The sequence below is a fragment of the Kosakonia sp. N21 genome, assembly GCF_050587465.1.
Taxonomy (GTDB): Bacteria; Pseudomonadota; Gammaproteobacteria; order Enterobacterales; family Enterobacteriaceae.
The window spans coordinates 1-19873 of sequence record NZ_JBOBHR010000020.1 but is presented as its reverse complement, the minus strand read 5'-3'; the positions used below and the strand labels follow the sequence as shown (position 1 = coordinate 19873).

At 57.4% G+C, this 19873-nt stretch carries 14 protein-coding genes; 8 read left to right on the top strand and 6 right to left on the bottom strand.

Features of this window, described 5'->3' with window-relative positions:
- Positions 1–96: 96 nt before the first annotated feature.
- The 5 genes from gsiD to iaaA are packed head-to-tail and all read right to left on the bottom strand — an operon-like array spanning position 97 to position 6372.
- The gene (gene gsiD / locus ACQ3G7_RS24590; RefSeq protein WP_088237149.1) at positions 97–1008 is read right to left on the bottom strand and encodes a glutathione ABC transporter permease GsiD; all 912 of its coding nucleotides are present in this window, start codon (positions 1006–1008) and stop codon (positions 97–99) included.
- A 2-nt stretch (positions 1009–1010) separates the two neighbouring features.
- The gene (gsiC, locus tag ACQ3G7_RS24585; protein ID WP_263097390.1) at positions 1011–1931 is read right to left on the bottom strand and encodes a glutathione ABC transporter permease GsiC; all 921 of its coding nucleotides are present in this window, start codon (positions 1929–1931) and stop codon (positions 1011–1013) included.
- 42 nt (positions 1932–1973) lie between these two features.
- On the bottom strand, positions 1974–3515 hold the full coding sequence (gene gsiB, locus ACQ3G7_RS24580; protein ID WP_430892990.1) for a glutathione ABC transporter substrate-binding protein GsiB: 1542 nt from the start codon (positions 3513–3515) through the stop codon (positions 1974–1976).
- A gap of 33 nt (positions 3516–3548) precedes the next feature.
- A complete protein-coding gene (gene gsiA, locus ACQ3G7_RS24575) occupies positions 3549–5420 on the bottom strand; it encodes a glutathione ABC transporter ATP-binding protein GsiA (RefSeq protein WP_430892988.1) in 1872 nt (623 codons plus the stop codon).
- Positions 5421–5430: 10 nt separating this feature from the next.
- Complete coding sequence (gene iaaA / locus ACQ3G7_RS24570) at positions 5431–6372, bottom strand: beta-aspartyl-peptidase (protein WP_430892986.1); 942 nt, start codon at positions 6370–6372, stop codon at positions 5431–5433.
- A 162-nt stretch (positions 6373–6534) separates the two neighbouring features.
- Between iaaA and moeA the strand changes: the two genes are divergently transcribed.
- The 6 genes from moeA (at position 6535) to ACQ3G7_RS24540 (ending at position 14657) form a co-directional block, all read left to right on the top strand.
- Positions 6535–7767: a molybdopterin molybdotransferase MoeA gene (gene moeA, locus ACQ3G7_RS24565; protein ID WP_430892984.1), complete on the top strand. Its 1233-nt coding sequence runs from the start codon at positions 6535–6537 to the stop codon at positions 7765–7767.
- 2 nt (positions 7768–7769) lie between these two features.
- Positions 7770–8522 carry a molybdopterin-synthase adenylyltransferase MoeB gene (gene moeB / locus ACQ3G7_RS24560; protein WP_430892982.1) on the top strand — a complete coding sequence of 251 codons (753 nt, stop codon included), beginning with the start codon at positions 7770–7772 and terminating at the stop codon, positions 8520–8522.
- Between the two features lie 190 nt (positions 8523–8712).
- On the top strand, positions 8713–9612 hold the full coding sequence (locus ACQ3G7_RS24555) for a glycyl-radical enzyme activating protein (protein WP_430892980.1): 900 nt from the start codon (positions 8713–8715) through the stop codon (positions 9610–9612).
- A gap of 4 nt (positions 9613–9616) precedes the next feature.
- The gene (locus tag ACQ3G7_RS24550) at positions 9617–12049 is read left to right on the top strand and encodes a formate C-acetyltransferase/glycerol dehydratase family glycyl radical enzyme (protein ID WP_430892978.1); all 2433 of its coding nucleotides are present in this window, start codon (positions 9617–9619) and stop codon (positions 12047–12049) included.
- Between the two features lie 380 nt (positions 12050–12429).
- Positions 12430–13245: a Cof-type HAD-IIB family hydrolase gene (locus ACQ3G7_RS24545; protein WP_430892976.1), complete on the top strand. Its 816-nt coding sequence runs from the start codon at positions 12430–12432 to the stop codon at positions 13243–13245.
- A 152-nt stretch (positions 13246–13397) separates the two neighbouring features.
- Positions 13398–14657, top strand: a complete 1260-nt coding sequence (locus ACQ3G7_RS24540; protein ID WP_430892974.1) for a DUF1479 domain-containing protein — start codon at positions 13398–13400, stop codon at positions 14655–14657.
- On the opposite strand, the gene ACQ3G7_RS24535 is transcribed toward ACQ3G7_RS24540, so the two are convergent.
- Positions 14654–15727, bottom strand: a complete 1074-nt coding sequence (locus tag ACQ3G7_RS24535) for a LacI family DNA-binding transcriptional regulator (protein ID WP_430892972.1) — start codon at positions 15725–15727, stop codon at positions 14654–14656. The two genes, ACQ3G7_RS24540 and ACQ3G7_RS24535, sit on opposite strands and share 4 nt — an antisense overlap.
- Positions 15728–16025: 298 nt before the next feature.
- Here ACQ3G7_RS24535 and ACQ3G7_RS24530 point away from each other — a divergent pair, with 298 nt between their 5' ends.
- Positions 16026–17327 carry an MFS transporter gene (locus tag ACQ3G7_RS24530; protein WP_263097401.1) on the top strand — a complete coding sequence of 434 codons (1302 nt, stop codon included), beginning with the start codon at positions 16026–16028 and terminating at the stop codon, positions 17325–17327.
- A gap of 15 nt (positions 17328–17342) precedes the next feature.
- Positions 17343–19709, top strand: a complete 2367-nt coding sequence (locus ACQ3G7_RS24525; RefSeq protein ID WP_430892970.1) for a glycoside hydrolase family 31 protein — start codon at positions 17343–17345, stop codon at positions 19707–19709.
- Positions 19710–19873: the final 164 nt, after the last annotated feature.

Here is a 19873-nt window from a genome sequence, read left to right as displayed (position 1 = left end):
AAGGATGTTAAAAAGTGTTCACCATGTCTCCGAACACCTGTCTACCATGTCTCCGGACCGTACAGGGGAGAGGGTTAGGGTGAGGGGAAACCAGCACTACCCTTTAATCTTCGGATCCAGCGCGTCGCGCAGACCATCTCCCAACAGGTTAAACGCCAGCACGGTCAAAAAAATCGCCAGTGACGGAAACAGCGCCACATGCGGCGCTATCACCATATCAGCCCGCGCCTCATTCAGCATTGCGCCCCACTCCGGCGTCGGTGGCTGCGCCCCCATTCCCAGAAACGAAAGGCTGGCGGCAGAGATAATCGAGGTGCCGATACGCATGGTGAAATAGACCACAATCGACGACACCGTGCCCGGCAGAATATGGTGGAACAGGATCACCGCATCGCTGGCGCCAATGCTGCGGGCGGATTCAATAAAGGTTTGCTGTTTCAGCACCAGCGTATTGCCACGCACCAGCCGGGCAAACGCCGGAACCGAAAACACCGCCACGGCGATAATCACGTTCGCCATCCCGCTGCCCATCACCGCCACCACCGCAATCGCCAGCAGAATGCCGGGGAAAGCGAACAGCACATCGCAGATGCGCATGATGATCCGGTCCCACCAACCTTCGTAGTAACCCGCCAGCAGCCCCAGCACCGTGCCAATCAGTGCGCCAATCAACACGGCAAACACCCCGGCGGCCAGCGAAATCTGCGCGCCCACCAATACGCGGCTGAAAATATCGCGCCCGAGAGAATCAACACCAAACAGATGCACCAGCGACGGACCGTCGTTCAGCCGGTCATAATCAAAGTAGTTTTCAGCGTCGAACGGAACAATCCACGGGGCAATTATCGCCAGCAGGATCAACAGCAGCACAAACAATCCGGCAGTCATCGCCAGCGGCTGGCGGCGAAAACGTCGCCAGAACTCATCCCATGGGGTACGCACATGGCCCGGTTTGACCACGGGCATGGCGTTTAAAATCGCCTGTCGACGCCAGTTTAACAGTCGCATCCTTACTTATACCTGATCGCAGGGTTAATGGCGGCGTAGAGCACATCCACCACTAAGTTGATAAGAATAAACTCCAGCGAGAAGAGCAGAACTTCCGCCTGGATCACCGGGTAATCACGCATCTCAACGGAGTCCACCAGCAGTCGTCCTAATCCCGGCCAGTTAAAGACTTTTTCCACCACAATCGATCCGCCAAGCAGAAAACCGAACTGCAGCCCCATCATCGTCACCACCGGGATCATTGCGTTGCGCAGGCCATGTTTGAGGATCACCCAGCGCTCGCTCACGCCTTTCGCGCGGGCCGTACGCATATAGTCTTCGTTCAGTACCTCAACGAACGACGCGCGAGTAAAGCGCGCCATCACGGCCGCGACGGCCGCGCCCAGCGTCAGAGACGGTAGAATATAGTGCCGCCAGCTATCCGCACCCACGGTCGGTAACCAGCCCAGTTCAACGGAGAAGAGCTGCATCAGCGCCATCCCCAGCGCAAACGCCGGGAAGGAGATACCGGTAACTGCCAATGCCATGCCCAGGCGATCCGGCCAGCGGTTACGCCACACCGCGGCGGCAATCCCCGCGCCAAGACCAAACAGCATCGCCCAGCCCATGCTGGTGAGGGTTAACAACAGCGTGGGCATAAAGCGACTGGCGATCTCTTCCGACACCGGGCGACGGGAAGCCATCGAAATCCCGAAGTCCCCCTGCACCACGCTGGTCATGTAGTGCCAGAACTGCACCCACAGCGGCTGATCGAGCCCCAGTTGGCTGCGCACCATGGCGATCACCTGCGCGTCCGCCTCCGGCCCGGCAATCAGCCGCGCCGGATCGCCCGGTAATAAATGCACAAATAAAAACACCAGCACAGCCACGATCAATAACGTCGGGACCAGGCCCAGCAGGCGTTTGATGATATAATTCAGCATCGCTCGTTCCATGCCCCCCGCGGTCCTGCAAGGGGGAATGCGTTAGGGTTGCAAATCAGCATCGTCAAAGCTGAACCCGGTATCCGGCATGATGTAGAACCCGGTCAGCTTCTTGTTATGCGCCGAAACCAGTTTTTCCACAACCAGCGGCACCCACGGAGAATCCTGCCAGATAATGTCCTGCGCCTGTTTATACAGACGTGCTTTTGCCTCCGTGCTGGTTGTCTTCAGCGCATCGGTAAAATCTTTATCCACCTGTGGGTTACGGTAAAAGGCGGTATTAAACTGGGTTGGCGGCCAGTTCCAGGAGGCAAACAGCGGTGACAACGCCCAGTCCGCTTCCCCGGTCGAGGCAGACCAGCCGGTGTAAAACATCCGCACCCCGCTCTCTTTCTGCCCTTTGCCTTCCACTTCCGCCGCGCGCTGCCCGGCATCCATCGCCGTCACCTGCACTTTAATGCCCACCTGCGCCAGTTGCTGCTGGGTAAACTGCAGCACCTTCTGCGCGGTGCTGTGATTATGCGAGGACCACAAGGTGGTACTGAACCCCTGCGGATAACCCGCCTCTTTCAGCAATTCACGCGCTTTAGCCGGATCGTAGGGCCACGCCGGGTAATCCTGCGAGTAGGCAATGGTCGGCGGTACGATGCCCGTCGCGGGCGTGGCGTACCCGGCAAAGGCCACTTTTACCAGCGCCTGACGGTTAATGGCATAGTTAATCGCCTGGCGTACTTTCGGGTTATCAAACGGTTTTTGCGTCACATTCATACTGATGTAACGTTGCATAATCGACGGGCTGGCGACCAGCTCAAGCTTGCTGTTGCGTTTGAGCACTTCCGCCTGCTCGTAAGGGATCGGGAAGGCAAACTGCGCCTCACCGGTTTGCAGCATTGCCGCACGCGTGTTGTTATCCACCACTGGTCGCCAGGTAATAGAGTCCAGCTTCGGCAGGCCTTTTTGCCAGTAGCCCGCGAACTTTTTCACCTTCACATAATCGGTCTGATTCCAGGCCTCAAACGCATACGGCCCGGTGCCCACCGGGTGGAAACCAATATCGCTGCCGTATTTTTTCAGCGCCGCCGGAGAGATCATCGCCGTCGCCGGGTGCGCCAGAATATTAATAAACGCCGAGAACGGCTGTTTCAGGGTGATTTTCACCGTCGAGGGATCCACCACCTCGGTCTTGTCGATGTTCTTATACAGGTTGTAACGCTTCAGGCTGTTCGCCGGATTGCTGGCGCGATCGAGGTTCACCTTCACCGCGGCGGCATCGAAATCCGTGCCATCCTGGAACTTCACCCCCTGGCGCAACGTAATGGTGTACACCAGTCCATCGTCGGAGACGGTATAGCTCTGCGCCAGCACATTCTCCAGTTTCATCTCTTTATCAAGGCCAAACAGCCCCTGATAGAAGGATTTCGCCACCGCCTGCGACAGGGTGTCATTCGCGTCGTAGGGGTCGAGCGTGGTGAAATTGGATCCCACGGCGACAACCACGTCTTTCGCGGCAAGGGCCGGGGCGGCAATCAGCAGAGATACCACGCCAAGCGCGACCAGCCCGTTACGTGAAACGCATTGTGTCATGTTGTTCTCCAGAAAAACCCTGCCAGTGCTCAGTTAAAAACGGGACTGCGTGCTGCCAGGCGTGGAGCGGGCAACAAAGTGCCCAGGCCCTACGTTCTGTAGCTGCACGCGCTGCATCGACTCGCCGCGTTTGCGGATATTGCTGGGCATGTCATCAGACAACAACACGCGCTGCGCATGACGATGCGCAGGGTCGGCGACGGGAACCGCCGACATCAATTTACGCGTATAAGGATGCTGCGGGTTTTCAAACACCGCACGACGCGGGCCAATCTCCACGATTTGCCCGAGATACATCACCGCAACCCGGTGGCTAATGCGCTCCACCACCGCCATATCATGAGAAATAAATAAAAATGCGATCCCCAACTCGCGTTGCAGATCGAGTAACAGATTGATGATTTGCGCGCGGATAGAGACATCCAGTGCCGATACGGCTTCATCCGCCACCACCACGCGCGGGTTAAGCGCCAGCGCCCGCGCAATGCAAATACGCTGGCGTTGGCCGCCGGAAAATTCGTGCGGGTAACGCCACGCATGCTCCGGTTTTAACCCGACACGCTCCAGCAACCATGTGACCCGTTGCCTCCCCTCTTCTTCGCCGAGGAGGTTATGCACCCGCAGCGGTTCAATAATCGAATCGCCCACCGTCTGGCGCGGGTCGAGCGACGCGTAAGGATCCTGGAAAATAAACTGAATATCCCGGCGTAAAAGCTGCAATTTGCTGGCAGGCAAGGTATCAATGCGCTCACCGTTAAAGGTGATCGAGCCGCCCTGGCTTTCCACCAGCCGCAGCAATGCCCGCCCGGTGGTCGATTTGCCGCTACCGGACTCTCCCACCAGCGACAGCGTTTCGCCGGGCCATAAATCAAAACTGATCCCCTCCACCGCATGCACTTCTTTGTTCACGCGGTTGAGAATGCCGCTGCGCAACGGGAAGCGCGCCACCAGATCCCGCACCTGTAAAATGGGCTCGCCCGGCACCACGGTATCCTGCTCGATCTCCGCTTCCTGATGCTGCGGATCGTTGACTGAAATCAGCGAGAAGCGACGCGGTAGATCGCGGCCATTCATCGCGCCCAGTTTAGGCACAGCAGCCAGCAGTGCTTTGGTATAAGGATGCTGCGGATTGCGGAAAACCTGCTCTACGCTACCGGTTTCCACCGCTTCCCCCTGGTTCATCACCAGCACGCGGTCGGCGATATCCGCCACCACGCCCATATCGTGGGTGATAAAAATCACCCCCATTGACATCTCTTTTTGCAGCACAGAGATCAGTTGCAGGATCTGCGCCTGAATGGTGACATCCAGTGCAGTGGTCGGCTCATCGGCGATCAATACCGCCGGGCGGCACGACAGCGCCATCGCAATCATCACGCGCTGGCGCATCCCACCGGAAAGCTGGTGCGGGAAACGGGAAAGAATAGACTGTGATTCGGGAATGCGCACCAGATCGAGCATCCGCCGCGCTTCAATTAATGCTTCTTCGCGCCCCAGTTTCTGGTGCAGGCGAATCGACTCGGCAATCTGCTCACCCACCGGAAACACCGGGTTAAGCGAGGTCATCGGCTCCTGGAAAATCATCGCAATATCCGCCCCGCGTACGCTGCGCATTTGCGATGATGAGAGCGTGGACAGATTCACTTTTTGCCGGTTGCGGCGCGTCAGATACATATGATCGCAACTGACCTCGCCGCCCGCCTGTTCAATCAGACGCAACAGCGATAATGCAGTCACAGATTTGCCGGAACCGGACTCGCCGACAATCGCCAGCGTTTCGCCCCGTTTCAGCGAGAAAGAGAGGTGACGTACCGCCGGGGTGATTTGTTTGTCATCGCGAAACCCGATCTGCAAATTGCTGACATCAAGCACAACCTCTGCTTCAGCCTCAAACCCTTGCGACACCCCAGACTCCTTATTCACGATAAATGCCTACGCTTGGCGTATCACCCGCATAGCCCCAGGCGCGATACATCCCCTCACTGTTAAACGGCAACGCGACGTTACCTTCACGATCGACGGCGATTAGCCCGCCGCTACCGCCCAGCGCCGGTAATTTTTCCATCACCACCGCTTCACAGGCTTCGTGCAGGCTAAGGCCACCGTAATCCATCAATGCGGCGATATCGTAAGCCGCCAGCGTACGGATAAACACCTCGCCCGTGCCGGTGCAGGAGACCGCCACGCTGGCGTTGTTGGCATAACACCCGGCACCGGGCAGCGGACTATCTCCCACACGCCCGGGCAGTTTGTTGGTCATACCGCCGGTGGAGGTCGCCGCCGCCAGATTGCCATGCTTGTCCAGCGCCACCGCGCCGACAGTACCCATTTTTTTGCTCTCATCGAGCGGCGCGGAGCCATGATCGAGCATCGTTTGCCCCGCATCACGCGCCTGCAGTAACTGTTCAAAACGTTCCGCTGTGGAAAACAGACTCGGCGATACCGCTGCCATACCGTGGGAGAAGGCAAACTGCTCGGCACCTTCACCAATCATCAGCACATGCGGGCTTTGCTCCATCACCAGGCGCGCGGCAAGGATCGGGTTACGCAGCCGACTGACGCCCGCCACCGCGCCCGCCAGTAAGGTATTGCCGTCCATAATACAGGCATCCAGCTCGTGGGTTTCATCACGGGTGAAGACCGCGCCAATCCCGGCGTTAAACAGCGGGCACTCTTCCAGCAGCCGTACCGCTTCGGTCACCACATCCAGCGCGCTTTCACCGGCGTCCAGCATGCGCTGCCCGACCTCCACAATCGACGAAAGCACGTGCGCATAGCGCTGCTCTTTCTCCGGGCTCATGTTGGCACGGGCGATCGCCCCGGCCCCGCCGTGTATTGCAATGACTGCTTTTGCCATAGTTTTCGCCCGGTTTTACTTTGTCTGCGAAGATTTCTGAATATAGAAAGTCGTTACAACGATGTAAAGGGACGTGATTACAATGGGGTAGCCGCAAGGCATTCAGACACGGGTCCTTTTCTGCCATAATAGGCGCTTCAACGCGTTGACTGGATAATAAATATGGAATCCTCACATGGCCTGATGTCGCTGGATACGGCCCTCTCTCAGATGTTGTCACGCATTACGCCGCTAAACGACCGCGAAACCCTGCCGCTGACGGCCTGTTTTGGTCGCGTGGTGGCGCAGGATATTATTTCTCCGCTGAATGTACCGGGTTTTGATAACTCAGCGATGGATGGTTACGCCGTACGCCTCGCCGACCTGCACAGCGGGACCCCACTACCGGTCGCCGGTAAAGCGTTTGCCGGGCAGCCGTTCGACGGCGAATGGCCAACAGGGACCTGCGTGCGCATTATGACTGGCGCCCCGATCCCCGCCGGGTGCGACGCGGTGGTGATGCAGGAACAGACGGAACAGAGCGATGCCGGGATCCGCTTTACTGCCGATGTGCGTGAAAATCAGAACATCCGCCGCGCCGGTGAAGATATCCGGCAAGGTGCGTGCGTGTTCTCTGCCGGCACCAAACTGACCGCGGCCGAACTGCCGGTGCTGGCGTCGCTGGGCATTGCCGACATCCCGGTAGTGCGTAAAGTACGTGTGGCGCTGTTCTCCACCGGGGATGAGTTACAACTGCCGGGGCAACCGCTGGCGGAAGGGCAAATTTACGATACCAACCGCCTGTCAGTGCACCTGATGCTGGCGCAACTGGGTTACGAGGTCATTAACCTCGGTATTATTCCCGACGATCCGCAAAAATTACGCGAGACCTTTATCGCTGCCGATAGCCAGGCCGATGTGGTGCTCAGCTCTGGCGGCGTGTCCGTGGGCGAAGCGGATTACACCAAAACCATTCTGGATGAACTGGGTGAAATTGCCTTCTGGAAGCTGGCGATCAAACCCGGTAAACCGTTCGCCTTTGGCAAGCTCAGCCACAGCTGGTTCTGCGGCCTGCCTGGCAACCCGGTTTCAGCCACCCTCACGTTCTACCAACTGGTGCAGCCGCTGCTGGCAAAACTGAGCGGCGATACTGCGCCTGTGCAGCCGCTGCGTTTTCGCGCCCGGGCGGCAGAGCGTCTGAAAAAATCGCCGGGGCGTCTCGACTTCCAGCGCGGCGTGGTGAGCCGTGGCGAAGACGGCACGCTGGAAGTGCGCAGCACCGGGCATCAGGGTTCGCATATTTTCAGTTCTTTCAGCCAGGGCAACTGCTTTGTGGTGCTGGAGCGCGAACGCGGTAACGTTGAAGCGGGTGAATGGGTGGATGTGGAGATGTTCAATCATCTCTTCGGAGGCTGACAATGGTCGAAGAACTCAGTGATGCGGAGATGATGCGCTACAACCGCCAGATTATTCTGCGCGGTTTTGATTTTGACGGCCAGGAGCGGTTAAAAGCCGCACGCGTACTGGTCACAGGCCTTGGCGGTCTGGGCTGCGCGGCTGCGCAGTATCTGGCCGCTGCCGGGGTGGGTCAGATGACGCTGCTGGACTTCGACACCGTGGCGCTCTCCAATTTGCAACGCCAGACGCTGCACAGCGATGCAAGCATTGGCATGGCGAAAGTCGACTCTGCCCGCGACTCGCTGCTGCGCATTAACCCGCATGTACGCTACACAACGTTAAATGCATTGCTGGATGAAGCGGACCTGTTTGCTCAGATTGCCGCACATGATCTGGTGCTGGATTGCACCGACAATGTTGCCATCCGCAATCAGTTAAACGCGGGTTGCTTCCGGCATAAAACGCCGCTGGTTTCCGGTGCTGCTATCCGCATGGAAGGGCAAATCAGCGTCTTTACCTGGCAAGAAAACGCGCCCTGCTACCGCTGCCTGAGTCGTCTGTTTGGCGAAAACGCCCTCACCTGCGTGGAAGCGGGCGTGATGGCGCCGCTGGTCGGCGTCATTGGTTCATTACAGGCGATGGAAGCCATCAAGGTGTTGACCCATTACGGCACGCCTGCGGCGGGAAAAATCGTGATGTACGACGCAATGACCTGCCAGTTCCGCGAAATGAAACTGCTACGCAACCCGGCCTGTGAGGTGTGCGGCGACTAATGCCTGAATGCCGGATGGCGCAATGCTATCCGGCCTGTAAACCTGGCCGGGACATCCGGCAGACGCGCAAAAATGTGACCTTTCCCATACTTTAGAACCCGCCCTCCGCAACCCGTCGGAGAATTGACCATTATCAAAATAACTTTCATTCGAAAGTCATTTAATCTTCATGCGCAACGTGGAGACGATCATGATTTTCAACATTCAGCGCTATTCCACCCATGATGGCCCCGGCATCCGCACGGTCGTGTTCCTGAAAGGATGCTCATTGCGCTGCCGCTGGTGCCAGAACCCGGAAAGCCGGGCGCGCACGCGGGAGCTGCTGTTCGATGCGCGGTTGTGCCTGGCAGGCTGCGATCTGTGCCAGCAAGCGGCCCCGCAGGTGATTGAGCAGGCGCTGAATGGCATGCTGATCCACCGGGAAAAACTCAATGATGCACACCTGGATGCCCTGACCCACTGCTGCCCAACCCAGGCACTGACCGTTTGCGGAGAGGAGCAATCCGTTGATGACATCATGGTGACCGTCCTGCGCGATAAACCGTTTTACGATCGCAGCGGCGGCGGGTTGACCCTTTCCGGCGGCGAGCCGTTTATGCAACCAGAACTGGCGCAAGCGTTGTTGCAGGCCAGCCATCAGCAGGGTATCCATACGGCGGTGGAAACCTGTCTGCATGTGCCCTGGCGCTACATTGACCCCTCACTGCCGTTTGTTGACCTTTTCCTCGCGGATTTAAAACAGGTGGATGAGGCGCTATTCCGCCAGTGGACCGACGGCAGCGCCAGGCGCGTACTCGACAATCTTCAACGCCTGGCGCAGGCGGGCAAACAGATAACCGTCCGCGTACCGCTGATCCCGGGTTTCAATGCCGATACCGCGTCCATCAGCGCCATCACGACCTTTGCCGCGGAGGTGTTAAAGGTCCGCGATATCCATTTTCTGCCGTATCACACGCTGGGTATCAATAAGTATCACCTGCTCGGCGAACCCTACTCTGCCCCTGAAAAGCCGCTTGATGATCCGCAATTGTTGGACTTTGCCCAGCACAAAGCCCGCCTGTGTGGTCTGACCGCGACATTACGAGGATAAAACGATGACGACGCTGCAACTGAACATACTGACCGACCGCATTAAGGCGCACAAAACCGCGCTGGTGCATATTGTTAAACCGCCGGTCTGCACCGAGCGCGCACGCCATTACACCCATATCTACCAGCAGCATCTGGATAAACCCATCCCGGTGCGCCGCGCACTGGCGCTGGCCCATCACCTGGCGCAGCGCACCCTCTGGATCAAACACGATGAGCTGATCATCGGTAACCAGGCCAGCGAAGTCCGCGCGGCGCCAATCTTTCCGGAGTACACCGTTTCATGGATTGAAAAAGAGATTGATGATCTGGCAGACCGCCCCGGCGCGGGGTTTGCCGTCAGTGACGAGAATAAACGCGTGCTGCATGACATTTGCCCGTGGTGGCGCGGCCAGACCGTGCAGGATCGCTGCTACGGCATGTTTACCGATGAACAAAAAGCGCTGCTGGAGACCGGCATCATTAAAGCGGAAGGCAATATGACCTCCGGCGATGCGCATCTGGCGGTGAACTTCCCGCTGCTGCTGGAACGGGGGCTTGACGGACTGCGCCATCAAGTCGATGAGCGCCGCACGCGCATTAACCTGACGGTGCTGGAGGATCTGCACGGCGATCAGTTCCTGAAAGCCATTGATATCGTGCTGGAAGCGGTCAGCCTGCACATTGAACGCTTTGCCGACCTTGCACGTAAAATGGCCAGTGAAGAGCCGCGTGAACATCGCCGCAACGAACTGCTGGCAATCGCGGAAAACTGCCTGCTGATTGCCCATGAGCCACCGAAAACCTTCTGGCAGGCGTTGCAACTGTGTTACTTCATCCAGTTGATTTTGCAGATAGAATCCAACGGCCACTCGGTGTCGTTCGGTCGTATGGATCAGTATCTCTACCCTTATTATCGCCGCGATGTGGAGTTGCAGCAGTCGTTGCAACGGGAAGACGCCATCGAGCTGTTGCACAGCTGCTGGCTGAAGCTGCTGGAGGTGAACAAAATCCGCTCCGGTTCACACTCTAAAGCCTCCGCGGGCAGCCCGCTGTATCAAAATGTGACCATCGGCGGTCAGCTATGGCGCAACGGCGAAGCCCAGGATGCGGTCAACCCACTCTCTTACGCCATCCTTGAGTCCTGCGGTCGCCTGCGCTCCACGCAACCGAATCTCAGCGTGCGTTACCATGCCGGGATGAGCAATGACTTCCTTGACGCCTGTGTACAGGTGATCCGCTGCGGTTTCGGCATGCCTGCGTTTAATAACGATGAAATCGTGATCCCGGAATTTATCAAACTCGGCGTTGAACCCGCGGATGCGTATGACTACGCGGCAATTGGCTGTATCGAAACCGCCGTCGGCGGCAAGTGGGGCTACCGCTGCACCGGTATGAGCTTTATCAACTTCGCCCGAGTGATGCTGGCAGCGCTGGAAGGCGGTCGCGATGCCACCAGCGGGAAGGTGTTCCTGCCACAAACTCAGGCGCTTTCCGAAGGGAATTTCCCTGGCTTTGATGACGTGATGCACGCCTGGGATCGGCAGATCCGCTACTACACGCGTAAATCCATTGAAATTGAGTATGTGGTCGACACCATGCTGGAGGAGAACGTGCCGGATATTCTCTGCTCCACGCTGGTGGATGACTGCATTGAGCGGGCGAAAAGCATTAAACAAGGGGGCGCTAAATATGACTGGGTGTCCGGCCTGCAGGTCGGTATCGCCAACCTTGGCAACAGCCTGGCAGCAGTGAAAAAACTGGTTTTTGACCAAGGGCTTATCGGGCAGCAGCAACTGGCGCAGGCGCTGGCAGAAGACTTTGACGGCCTGACGCATGAGCAACTCCGCCAGCGGCTGATAAACAGCGCGCCCAAATACGGCAACGATGACGACAGCGTCGATACGTTACTGGTGCGCGCCTATCAAACCTATATTGATGAGCTGAAGCAGTATCACAATCCGCGCTACGGTCGTGGCCCGATTGGCGGCAATTATTACGCCGGGACGTCCTCCATCTCCGCTAACGTACCGTTTGGTGCTGCCACCATGGCGACGCCGGACGGGCGCAAAGCGAAAACGCCGCTGGCGGAAGGAGCAAGCCCGGCCTCCGGTACCGATCACCTGGGGCCAACGGCGGTTATCAGCTCGGTGGGTAAACTGCCCGTTAGCGCGATCCTCGGCGGCGTGTTGCTCAATCAGAAGTTAAACCCCGCCACGCTGACTAACGACAGCGATCGGCAAAAACTGATGGCGCTGCTGCGGACGTTCTTTGAGGTGCATAAAGGCTGGCATATTCAGTACAACATCGTGTCGCGCGAGACGCTGATTGATGCGAAAAAACACCCGGATCAGTATCGCGATCTGGTGGTGCGGGTGGCCGGGTATTCAGCGTTCTTTACTGCCCTATCGCCGGATGCACAGGACGATATCATTGCTCGCACCGAACATACCTTGTGATATGTCCCCTCACCCTAACCCTCTCCCCACAGGGGAGAGGGAACCGATCGGAGCGGCTTTCTCCTCACCCTGCCTATCTCCCCACAGAGGAGAAGGAACCGATCGGTGCGGCTTTCCCCTCACCCTGCCCCTCTTCCCACAGAGGAGAGGGAACCGTCCGGTGCGGCTTTCTCCCGACTTAATTTTCGCCCCATGGCGAAGGGGGAACTGTTCTTCTCCCTCTCCCTTCCAGGGAGAGGGCCGGGGTGAGGGTTACCGCAACATTCACCGCATTCCCCGCCCATCTCTCAACCATCCACTTTCATTCGAAATAAAATTTGTGCATCGGCTCACATTATCTCTAGAATGTTACTCGTCGCAGTTACATTCAGGAGCCAGGTATGACCGTCAAAGTTATCGTCACGGATATGGACGGAACTTTCCTTGATGACGCCAAGCAGTACGATCGCACACGCTTTATGGCGCAATTCAAACAACTTCAGCAGCGCGGTATTGAGTTTGTGGTCGCCAGCGGCAACCAGTATTACCAGCTGATCTCCTTTTTCCCGGAGCTGAAAGAGACCATCTCCTTTGTCGCCGAAAACGGCGCGCTGGTGTATGAGCACGGTCAACAGTTGTTCCACGGCGAGCTGACGCGCCACGAAGCGCAAGTGGTGATTGGCGAGTTGCTGAAAGACAGTAGCCTCAACTTTGTCGCCTGCGGTCTGGAAAGCGCTTATGTCAGCGAAAACGCCCCAGCGGAATTTGTCGATTTGATGTCGAAGCACTACTACCGTTTAAAACCGGTACGTGACTTCCAGCAGATTGATGACACGTTATTTAAATTCTCACTTAACCTGCCGGACAGTGACATCCCGCAACTGATTGATGAACTGCATGTCTCACTCGATGGCATCATGAAACCTGTCACCAGCGGTTTTGGGTTTGTCGATTTGATTATTCCCGGACTGCATAAAGCCAACGGCATTACCCGCTTGCTGAAACGCTGGCAGATTTCGCCGCAGCAGTGTGTGACCATTGGCGACAGCGGCAATGACGCCGAAATGCTGCGTATGACCGATCTCTCCTTTGCCATGGGCAATGCCGGTGAAGCGATCAAAGCCATCGCCCGCCACCAGACCGATGACAACAATCATCAGGGCGCGCTGAATGTGATTCAGGCGGTCCTCGACTATACCGCCCCGTTTAACGACTAATCTTCTGCCGGAGCGCCCGCTCCGGCTTTTTCCTTCGTCACTTTTCCGCTTTGTGCTCCTCATCAAGTTTTTAAACTTGCATTAACTTATTTTTAACTTAAATTATCATTTGTAAGTTAAACAACTTTCGAATGAAATAATGAGGGGTTCACATGGCTTTTACCCGCGAGACGCTGCCCGCCGATCACCCGGCGTCCATTCGTCAGATGAAACAGGAACTGCGCGCACAGATTGGTGATGTGCAGGCCGTCTTTAACCGACTGAGCGAACGGATCGCCGCACGCGTGGCTGAGATTAACGCCCTCAAGGCGCAGGGCGACGCCGTCTGGCCGCAGATCCCCTTCGCCGATATCGCTAACGGGCGGGTAACGGAAGCACAGCGGGCACAGATTAAACAGCGTGGATGCGCGGTGATTAAGGGGCATTTCCCCCGCGAACAGGCGCTCGGTTGGGATCGCTCAATGCTTGATTACCTTGACCAGAACCACTTTGACGATCTCTACAAAGGGCCGGGCGACAGCTTTTTTGGCACGCTGGAGGCTTCACGCCCGGAGATTTACCCCATTTACTGGTCGCAAGCACAAATGCAGGCACGTCAGAGCGACGAAATGGCCGCCGTACAATCGTTCCTTAACCGATTGTGGCGCTTTGAAAGTGAAGGCAAGCAGTGGTTCGATCCGGATGTGAGCGTGATCTACCCGGACCGCATCCGCCGCCGCCCACCAGGCACCACCTCGAAAGGGCTCGGCGCGCACACCGATTCCGGCGCGCTGGAGCGCTGGCTGTTACCGGCCTATCAGCGTGTTTTCGCCAGCGTGTTTAGTGGCAAACCGGAGGAGTACGATCCGTGGAATGCCGCGCACCGTACCGAAGTAGAAGAATACACGGTAGACAACACCACCAAATGCTCGGTATTTCGTACCTTCCAGGGCTGGACGGCGTTGTCAGATATGATCCCCGGACAGGGTTTGCTGCATGTGGTGCCAATCCCGGAAGCGATGGCGTATATCCTGTTGCGCCCGTTGCTCGACGATGTACCGGATGAGGAGCTGTGCGGCGTCGCGCCGGGGCGCGTCCTGCCGGTTTCAGAGAAGTGGCATCCGCTGCTGATTGAGGCGCTGACCAGCATCCCCGCGCTGGAAGCCGGGGATTCGGTGTGGTGGCATTGTGATGTGATCCACGCCGTCGCACCGGTCACCAACCAGCAGGGCTGGGGCAATGTGATGTACATTCCGGCCGCGCCGCTGTGCGAGAAAAACCGCGCCTATGCACGCAAAGTGAAAGTCGCGCTGGAACAAGGCGCATCACCGGGGGACTTCCCCCGCGAAAACTACGAAAGCGACTGGTCGGGGCGCTTCACGCTAAACGATCTGAACCTGCACGGTAAACGCGCGCTGGGCATCGACGTTTAAGCGTCGTACAACCCTTCGCGTTCCACGGCGGTGCGTTGCTGCCCCGGGCGTATCCGCCGCACTGACTCGCGCACCGCAAGCAGGCCGTTAAGCAGTAACGAACCGGTCGGCGCTTGCGGGCGGATCAGCCGCTGTTGCAACAGATGCACCGCTTCAACACCCAGTTCATCACGCGGTACGTGCACCGCGGTGAGCGGCACATCCTGAATAGCCGCCAGATTGAACGCATCAATACTCATCACCGACACATCCTGCGGCACGCGCAATCCCCGTTGCTGCAACGCGCGCACCGTCCCTTCCGCCATAAAATCGCCGCCCACCAGAAACGCGGTCGGCGTGAGCTTATTCGCCGGGGAGTCCAGCCACTCCGCCACCCGTAACTCGGCCTCTTTGGCACTGAAGCTCGGGACGGTGATCAGATCCCGCTTGCTGTTAAAGCGCAGATTCTGCTGCTGCCAGGCGGCTTTGATCCCGGCCAGGCGCAAATCCATGGTATAGCGACGCAGACACATGACATTCACCACGTCCCGGTGGCCCATATCAAAGAGATAGCGGGCGGCAAACTCACCAATCGTCTGGTGATCCGGTGCGATGGACGGCAGACGCATACGCCCGTCGCGGCAGTTGATCAGCACACAGGGTTTACCGAGATCCGCTGCCAGCTCATGAATATGCGGATCGTCAATGCCTAACAGGATCGCCGCCTGGGTTTCCGGCGCATTCATGCGCGCCAGAAATTCATTGGCGTCGCTGTCCAGCTCTTCCAGTGCGCAGTAACGCAGCCGTACTTCGTGGGGGTCCAATGCTTTGTTAATGCTCTGAATAACGCGGTAATAGAAGATGTCGGAACGCTCATCGAAAGCCCGTTGCGGTGCGAAAACGATCAGGTTATTGAGTAGCAAGCGCCCGGCTGCAATCCCCTCCATCACCCCGAGTTCGCGAGCACACGCCAGCACCGCCGTCCTGGCTTTTTCGCTGGTATTCGCCTTTCCTGCCAGCACGCGGGAAACGGTGCTGGTCGACAGGTTGGTCCGGTGGGCAATTTCGCTGATTTTTAGCTTTTTATCCATTCTGTGATCTTGCTCCGTTTCCGAAATGGGAAAACTTTCATGAGACAGAAACCCTGATATTCATGGTCTGAAATGGATTTTGCCCCATGACGAGCATCATTAATGGGAATCCTTGCACAAAATCCGCTATGGCTGCCGATCTTTCTCGCCTAACGTAAACATGTCGTACAACTTCCATACTAGTTGTATACGTAATGACGACAAAAACGGAAAAAAATCATCACGCGAACCAATCCGGTATAACACATTCCGGGTGGCGCGCTTCGACTTCCCTACAAGACGATGTGCGGAGAAAAGAATGAGCCAGGGAATCAACAATGAAATGGCGGCCAGTAAGAGCCGCCGGATAGTCAAAAAACTACGCTGGTGGGTATTGGTGCTGTTTTTATTCGGCGTGACGGTGAACTACATCACCCGTAACTCGCTGGGTATTCTGGCCCCGGAACTGAAAACCAGCCTCGGCATTACCACGGAACAATATTCGTGGATTGTCGGTGCGTTTCAGTTGGCTTACACCCTTTTTCAGCCACTCTGCGGCTGGCTGATTGATGTGATTGGCCTGAAAGTCGGCTTTATGGTGTGCGCCATTATCTGGGCGCTGGCCTGTATCTTCCACGCTGGCGCAGGTAGCTGGCTGCACCTGGCGATATTGCGTTTCACCATGGGCGCATCGGAAGCCGCGGCAACGCCGGCGAACGCCAAAACCATCGGCGAATGGTTCCCGAAATCCGAACGCCCGGTCGCTGCCGGTTGGGCGGGTGTGGGTTTCTCCATCGGCGCAATGCTGGCACCGCCCATCATCTACTTTGCTCATGCCTCTTTTGGCTGGCAGGGCGCCTTTATGTTTACCGGCGTGCTGGCGCTGCTGTGGGTCATTTTGTGGTGGGCGTTTTACCACAATCCGGATAAACACCCGAACCTGAGTAAAGAAGAACTGGCGTTTATCCAACAGGATAATGAACCGCCAGCCGTCAAACTGCCCTTCCTGACCGCACTGAAAACGGTGTCGAAAAACAGACGTTTCTACGGTATCGCCATCCCGGCGTTTATGGCGGAGCCGGCCTGGGCGGTGCTGAGCTTCTGGGTACCGCTCTATCTGGCAAAAGAGCACGGCATGGATCTGAAGCAGATCGCCATGTTCGCCTGGTTGCCGTTCCTGGCAGCCGATCTCGGTAGCGTGGCGAGCGGCTACCTGACCAAACTCTATACCCGCTGGTTTGGCTGCACCCGCGTTAACTCCGTGGTTGCCAGCTCCGTCACCGGCGCATTCCTGATGATTTCGTTAGCCATTGTCGCCATTACCCGCGATCCGTACATCACCATCGTGCTGATCTCGATTGGCGGTTTTGGCCATCAAATCATCTCCTGCATGCTGAGTGCGCTGGTGGTGGAGTCGTTCGATAAAGGCCAGATGGCGACCGTGAACGGGATGCGCGGCTCAGCGGCGTGGATCGCCAGCTTCCTCTTCTCACTGTTGATTGGCGTCACCGCCGACAAAATTGGCTTCAACCCGCTGTTTATTGCCATGGGTTTCTTTGACCTGATTGGCGCTCTTTTCCTGGTGGCATTTATTGCTGAACGTCGCGCTAAACGCGCATGATTGTGGATGTCTGATATGAAAACCCTGAAGAACTGGACGTTGCAAAAACAGGCGGCTCACCATGTTGAGCTATTGGTGGACGGGCAACATACGCTGTGCCTCTATATCCTTGAGGAGAACCTGTTCCGCGTGCTGCTAAAGCGTAAGGGCGAGCTGGCGCTGGACAGAACCTGGAGCATTGCACCGGGTGAAGATGTGCCCTGGGAAGGCCGCGCACGTGAGGATTTATCCGGTTTCAGTCTGCCAGAATGGTCGCTGAGCCAGCAGCAGGATACGCTGACGGTGCAAAGCGCGCAGTTGCGGGTGACCGTGCATCAACCGCTGTGGCTGGAGTGGCACTACCGTAATGACGCGGGCGAGTGGCAGTGGCTGGCAGGCGATCGCCCGACCAGCGCCTATCTGCTGAATGCGCACGGCGATGGCGTGGCGCACTATCTCAGCCGTAAAAAAGAGGAACGTTTTTATGGCCTCGGCGAAAAATCCGGCAATCTGCAACGTAACGGTCAGCGCTACGAAATGCGCAACCTCGATGCCATGGGCTATAACGCGGTCAGTACCGATCCGTTGTACAAGCATATTCCGTTTACCCTGACCCGCCGCGACGATATCAGCTACGGCCTGTTTTATGACAACCTCAGCAGTTGCTGGCTGGATCTGGGCAATGAGATCGATAACTACCACACCGCCTACCGCCGCTGGCAGGCGGAAGCGGGCGATATCGATTACTACCTGTTTACCGGCGCGCGCGCGCTGGATGTCACCAAAGCCTTTGTACGTCTGACCGGGAAAACGCTGTTCGGGCCCAAATGGAGCCTGGGCTACAGCGGTTCAACCATGCATTACACCGATGCGCCGGATGCGCAAAACCAGCTGATGAACTTTATTCGCCTGTGCGAAGAACACGCCATTCCGTGCGATTCGTTCCAGCTCTCTTCCGGTTATACCTCGATCAACGGTAAGCGTTATGTCTTTAACTGGAACTATGACAAGGTGCCGCAACCGAAAGTGATGACCCGGGCATTCCACGATGCCGGGCTGAAACTGGCGGCGAATATCAAACCTTGCCTGTTGCAGGATCACCCACGTTACAACGAGGTGGCGGAAAAAGGGTTGTTTATTCGCGACTCCGAAACCGATGCGCCGGAACGCTCAAGCTTCTGGGATGATGAAGGCTCCCATCTCGATTTCACCAACCCGCAGACCGTAGCCTGGTGGCAGGAAGGCGTGACCACACAGTTGCTGGAAATGGGTATTGACTCTACCTGGAACGACAATAACGAGTTTGAAGTGTGGGACGGCGAAGCGCGTTGCCAGGGGTTTGGCCACGAAATCGCCATCAAACATATTCGCCCGGTGATGCCGCTGCTGATGATGCGCGCGTCGATGGAAGCCCAGCAGCGTTTCGCACCGCAAAAACGCCCGTACCTGATCTCGCGCTCCGGCTGCGCCGGGATGCAACGTTATGTGCAAACCTGGAGCGGCGACAACCGCACCAACTGGGATACGCTGCGCTACAACACCCGTATGGGCGTGGGGATGAGCCTGTCCGGCCTGTATAACGTGGGCCATGATGTGGGCGGTTTCTCCGGCGATAAACCGGACGCAGAACTGTTTGTGCGCTGGGTGCAAAACGGCGTGATGCATCCGCGTTTTACCATTCACTCCTGGAATGACGACCAGACGGTGAACGAGCCGTGGATGTACCCGGCCATCACCCCGGCCATCCGCAGTGCGATTGAATTACGCTACCGCCTGCTGCCGTACCTGTATACGTTGTTGTGGCAAGCGCACGCCGATGATGAACCGATGTTGCGCCCCACGTTCCTCGATCACGAGCATGACGCGCAAACCTTTGAGGAGTGCGATGACTTCCTGCTGGGACGCGACCTTCTGGTTGCGAGCGTGGTGGAGCCAGGCCAGCGTGAACGCTGCGTCTGGCTGCCGACCAATGACACCGGTTGGTATAATTTCTACAGCGGGACCTGGTATGCGCCAGGCCAGTGGATAACGCTGGATGCACCGCTGGAAACCCTGCCACTGCTGGTGCGCGCCGGTGCCGGTTTGCCGCTGAGCGAACGCATTACCCACGTGGATGCGAAAGCGGACACGACCCGCGAACTGCAACTGTTCCCGGTCAAAGGCACGGGGCGTTCCGGCGGTCTGCTGTTTGAAGATGACGGTGAATCCTGGGGTTATAAAGACGGCAATGCGCTGTGGCTGGAGTGGGAAATGGTCTGCACCGGCAGCGAAGTTGATCTGCGGATACGCACGCGCGGCGACTACCGCCCGGCGTGGAAAGCCCTGAAAGTGACGCTGCCTGCCGGTGATAAGCGCACGTTGCGTGTCAATGGCGTGGCGGCAAACGAGTGGATACTGGCGTAATGTCCCCTCACCCTGCCCTCTCCCCATAGGGGAGAGGGTAAAACACAGGTGCCTACATCGCAGGGGGAGAGGATAAACACGGGCACCTACATCACAGGGAAGCGGGGAAAACCAGCGCCACCCTCACAGGGGAGGCGGGTTTACATCTCCCTCTCCCTTTCAGG

Excerpts from the sequence above, each read along its gene's own strand:
- moeA (WP_430892984.1), top strand. The coding sequence starts at position 6,535 with ATGGAATCCTCACATGGCCTGATGTCGCTGGATACGGCCCTCTCTCAG.
- gsiC (WP_263097390.1), bottom strand. The coding sequence starts at position 1,931 with ATGCTGAATTATATCATCAAACGCCTGCTGGGCCTGGTCCCGACGTTA.
- ACQ3G7_RS24525 (WP_430892970.1), top strand. The coding sequence starts at position 17,343 with ATGAAAACCCTGAAGAACTGGACGTTGCAAAAACAGGCGGCTCACCAT.
- ACQ3G7_RS24535 (WP_430892972.1), bottom strand. The coding sequence starts at position 15,727 with ATGGATAAAAAGCTAAAAATCAGCGAAATTGCCCACCGGACCAACCTG.
- iaaA (WP_430892986.1), bottom strand. The coding sequence starts at position 6,372 with ATGGCAAAAGCAGTCATTGCAATACACGGCGGGGCCGGGGCGATCGCC.
- gsiD (WP_088237149.1), bottom strand. The coding sequence starts at position 1,008 with ATGCGACTGTTAAACTGGCGTCGACAGGCGATTTTAAACGCCATGCCC.
- ACQ3G7_RS24540 (WP_430892974.1), top strand. The coding sequence starts at position 13,398 with ATGGCTTTTACCCGCGAGACGCTGCCCGCCGATCACCCGGCGTCCATT.
- ACQ3G7_RS24550 (WP_430892978.1), top strand. The coding sequence starts at position 9,617 with ATGACGACGCTGCAACTGAACATACTGACCGACCGCATTAAGGCGCAC.
- moeB (WP_430892982.1), top strand. The coding sequence starts at position 7,770 with ATGGTCGAAGAACTCAGTGATGCGGAGATGATGCGCTACAACCGCCAG.
- ACQ3G7_RS24530 (WP_263097401.1), top strand. The coding sequence starts at position 16,026 with ATGAGCCAGGGAATCAACAATGAAATGGCGGCCAGTAAGAGCCGCCGG.
- ACQ3G7_RS24555 (WP_430892980.1), top strand. The coding sequence starts at position 8,713 with ATGATTTTCAACATTCAGCGCTATTCCACCCATGATGGCCCCGGCATC.
- gsiB (WP_430892990.1), bottom strand. The coding sequence starts at position 3,515 with ATGACACAATGCGTTTCACGTAACGGGCTGGTCGCGCTTGGCGTGGTA.
- ACQ3G7_RS24545 (WP_430892976.1), top strand. The coding sequence starts at position 12,430 with ATGACCGTCAAAGTTATCGTCACGGATATGGACGGAACTTTCCTTGAT.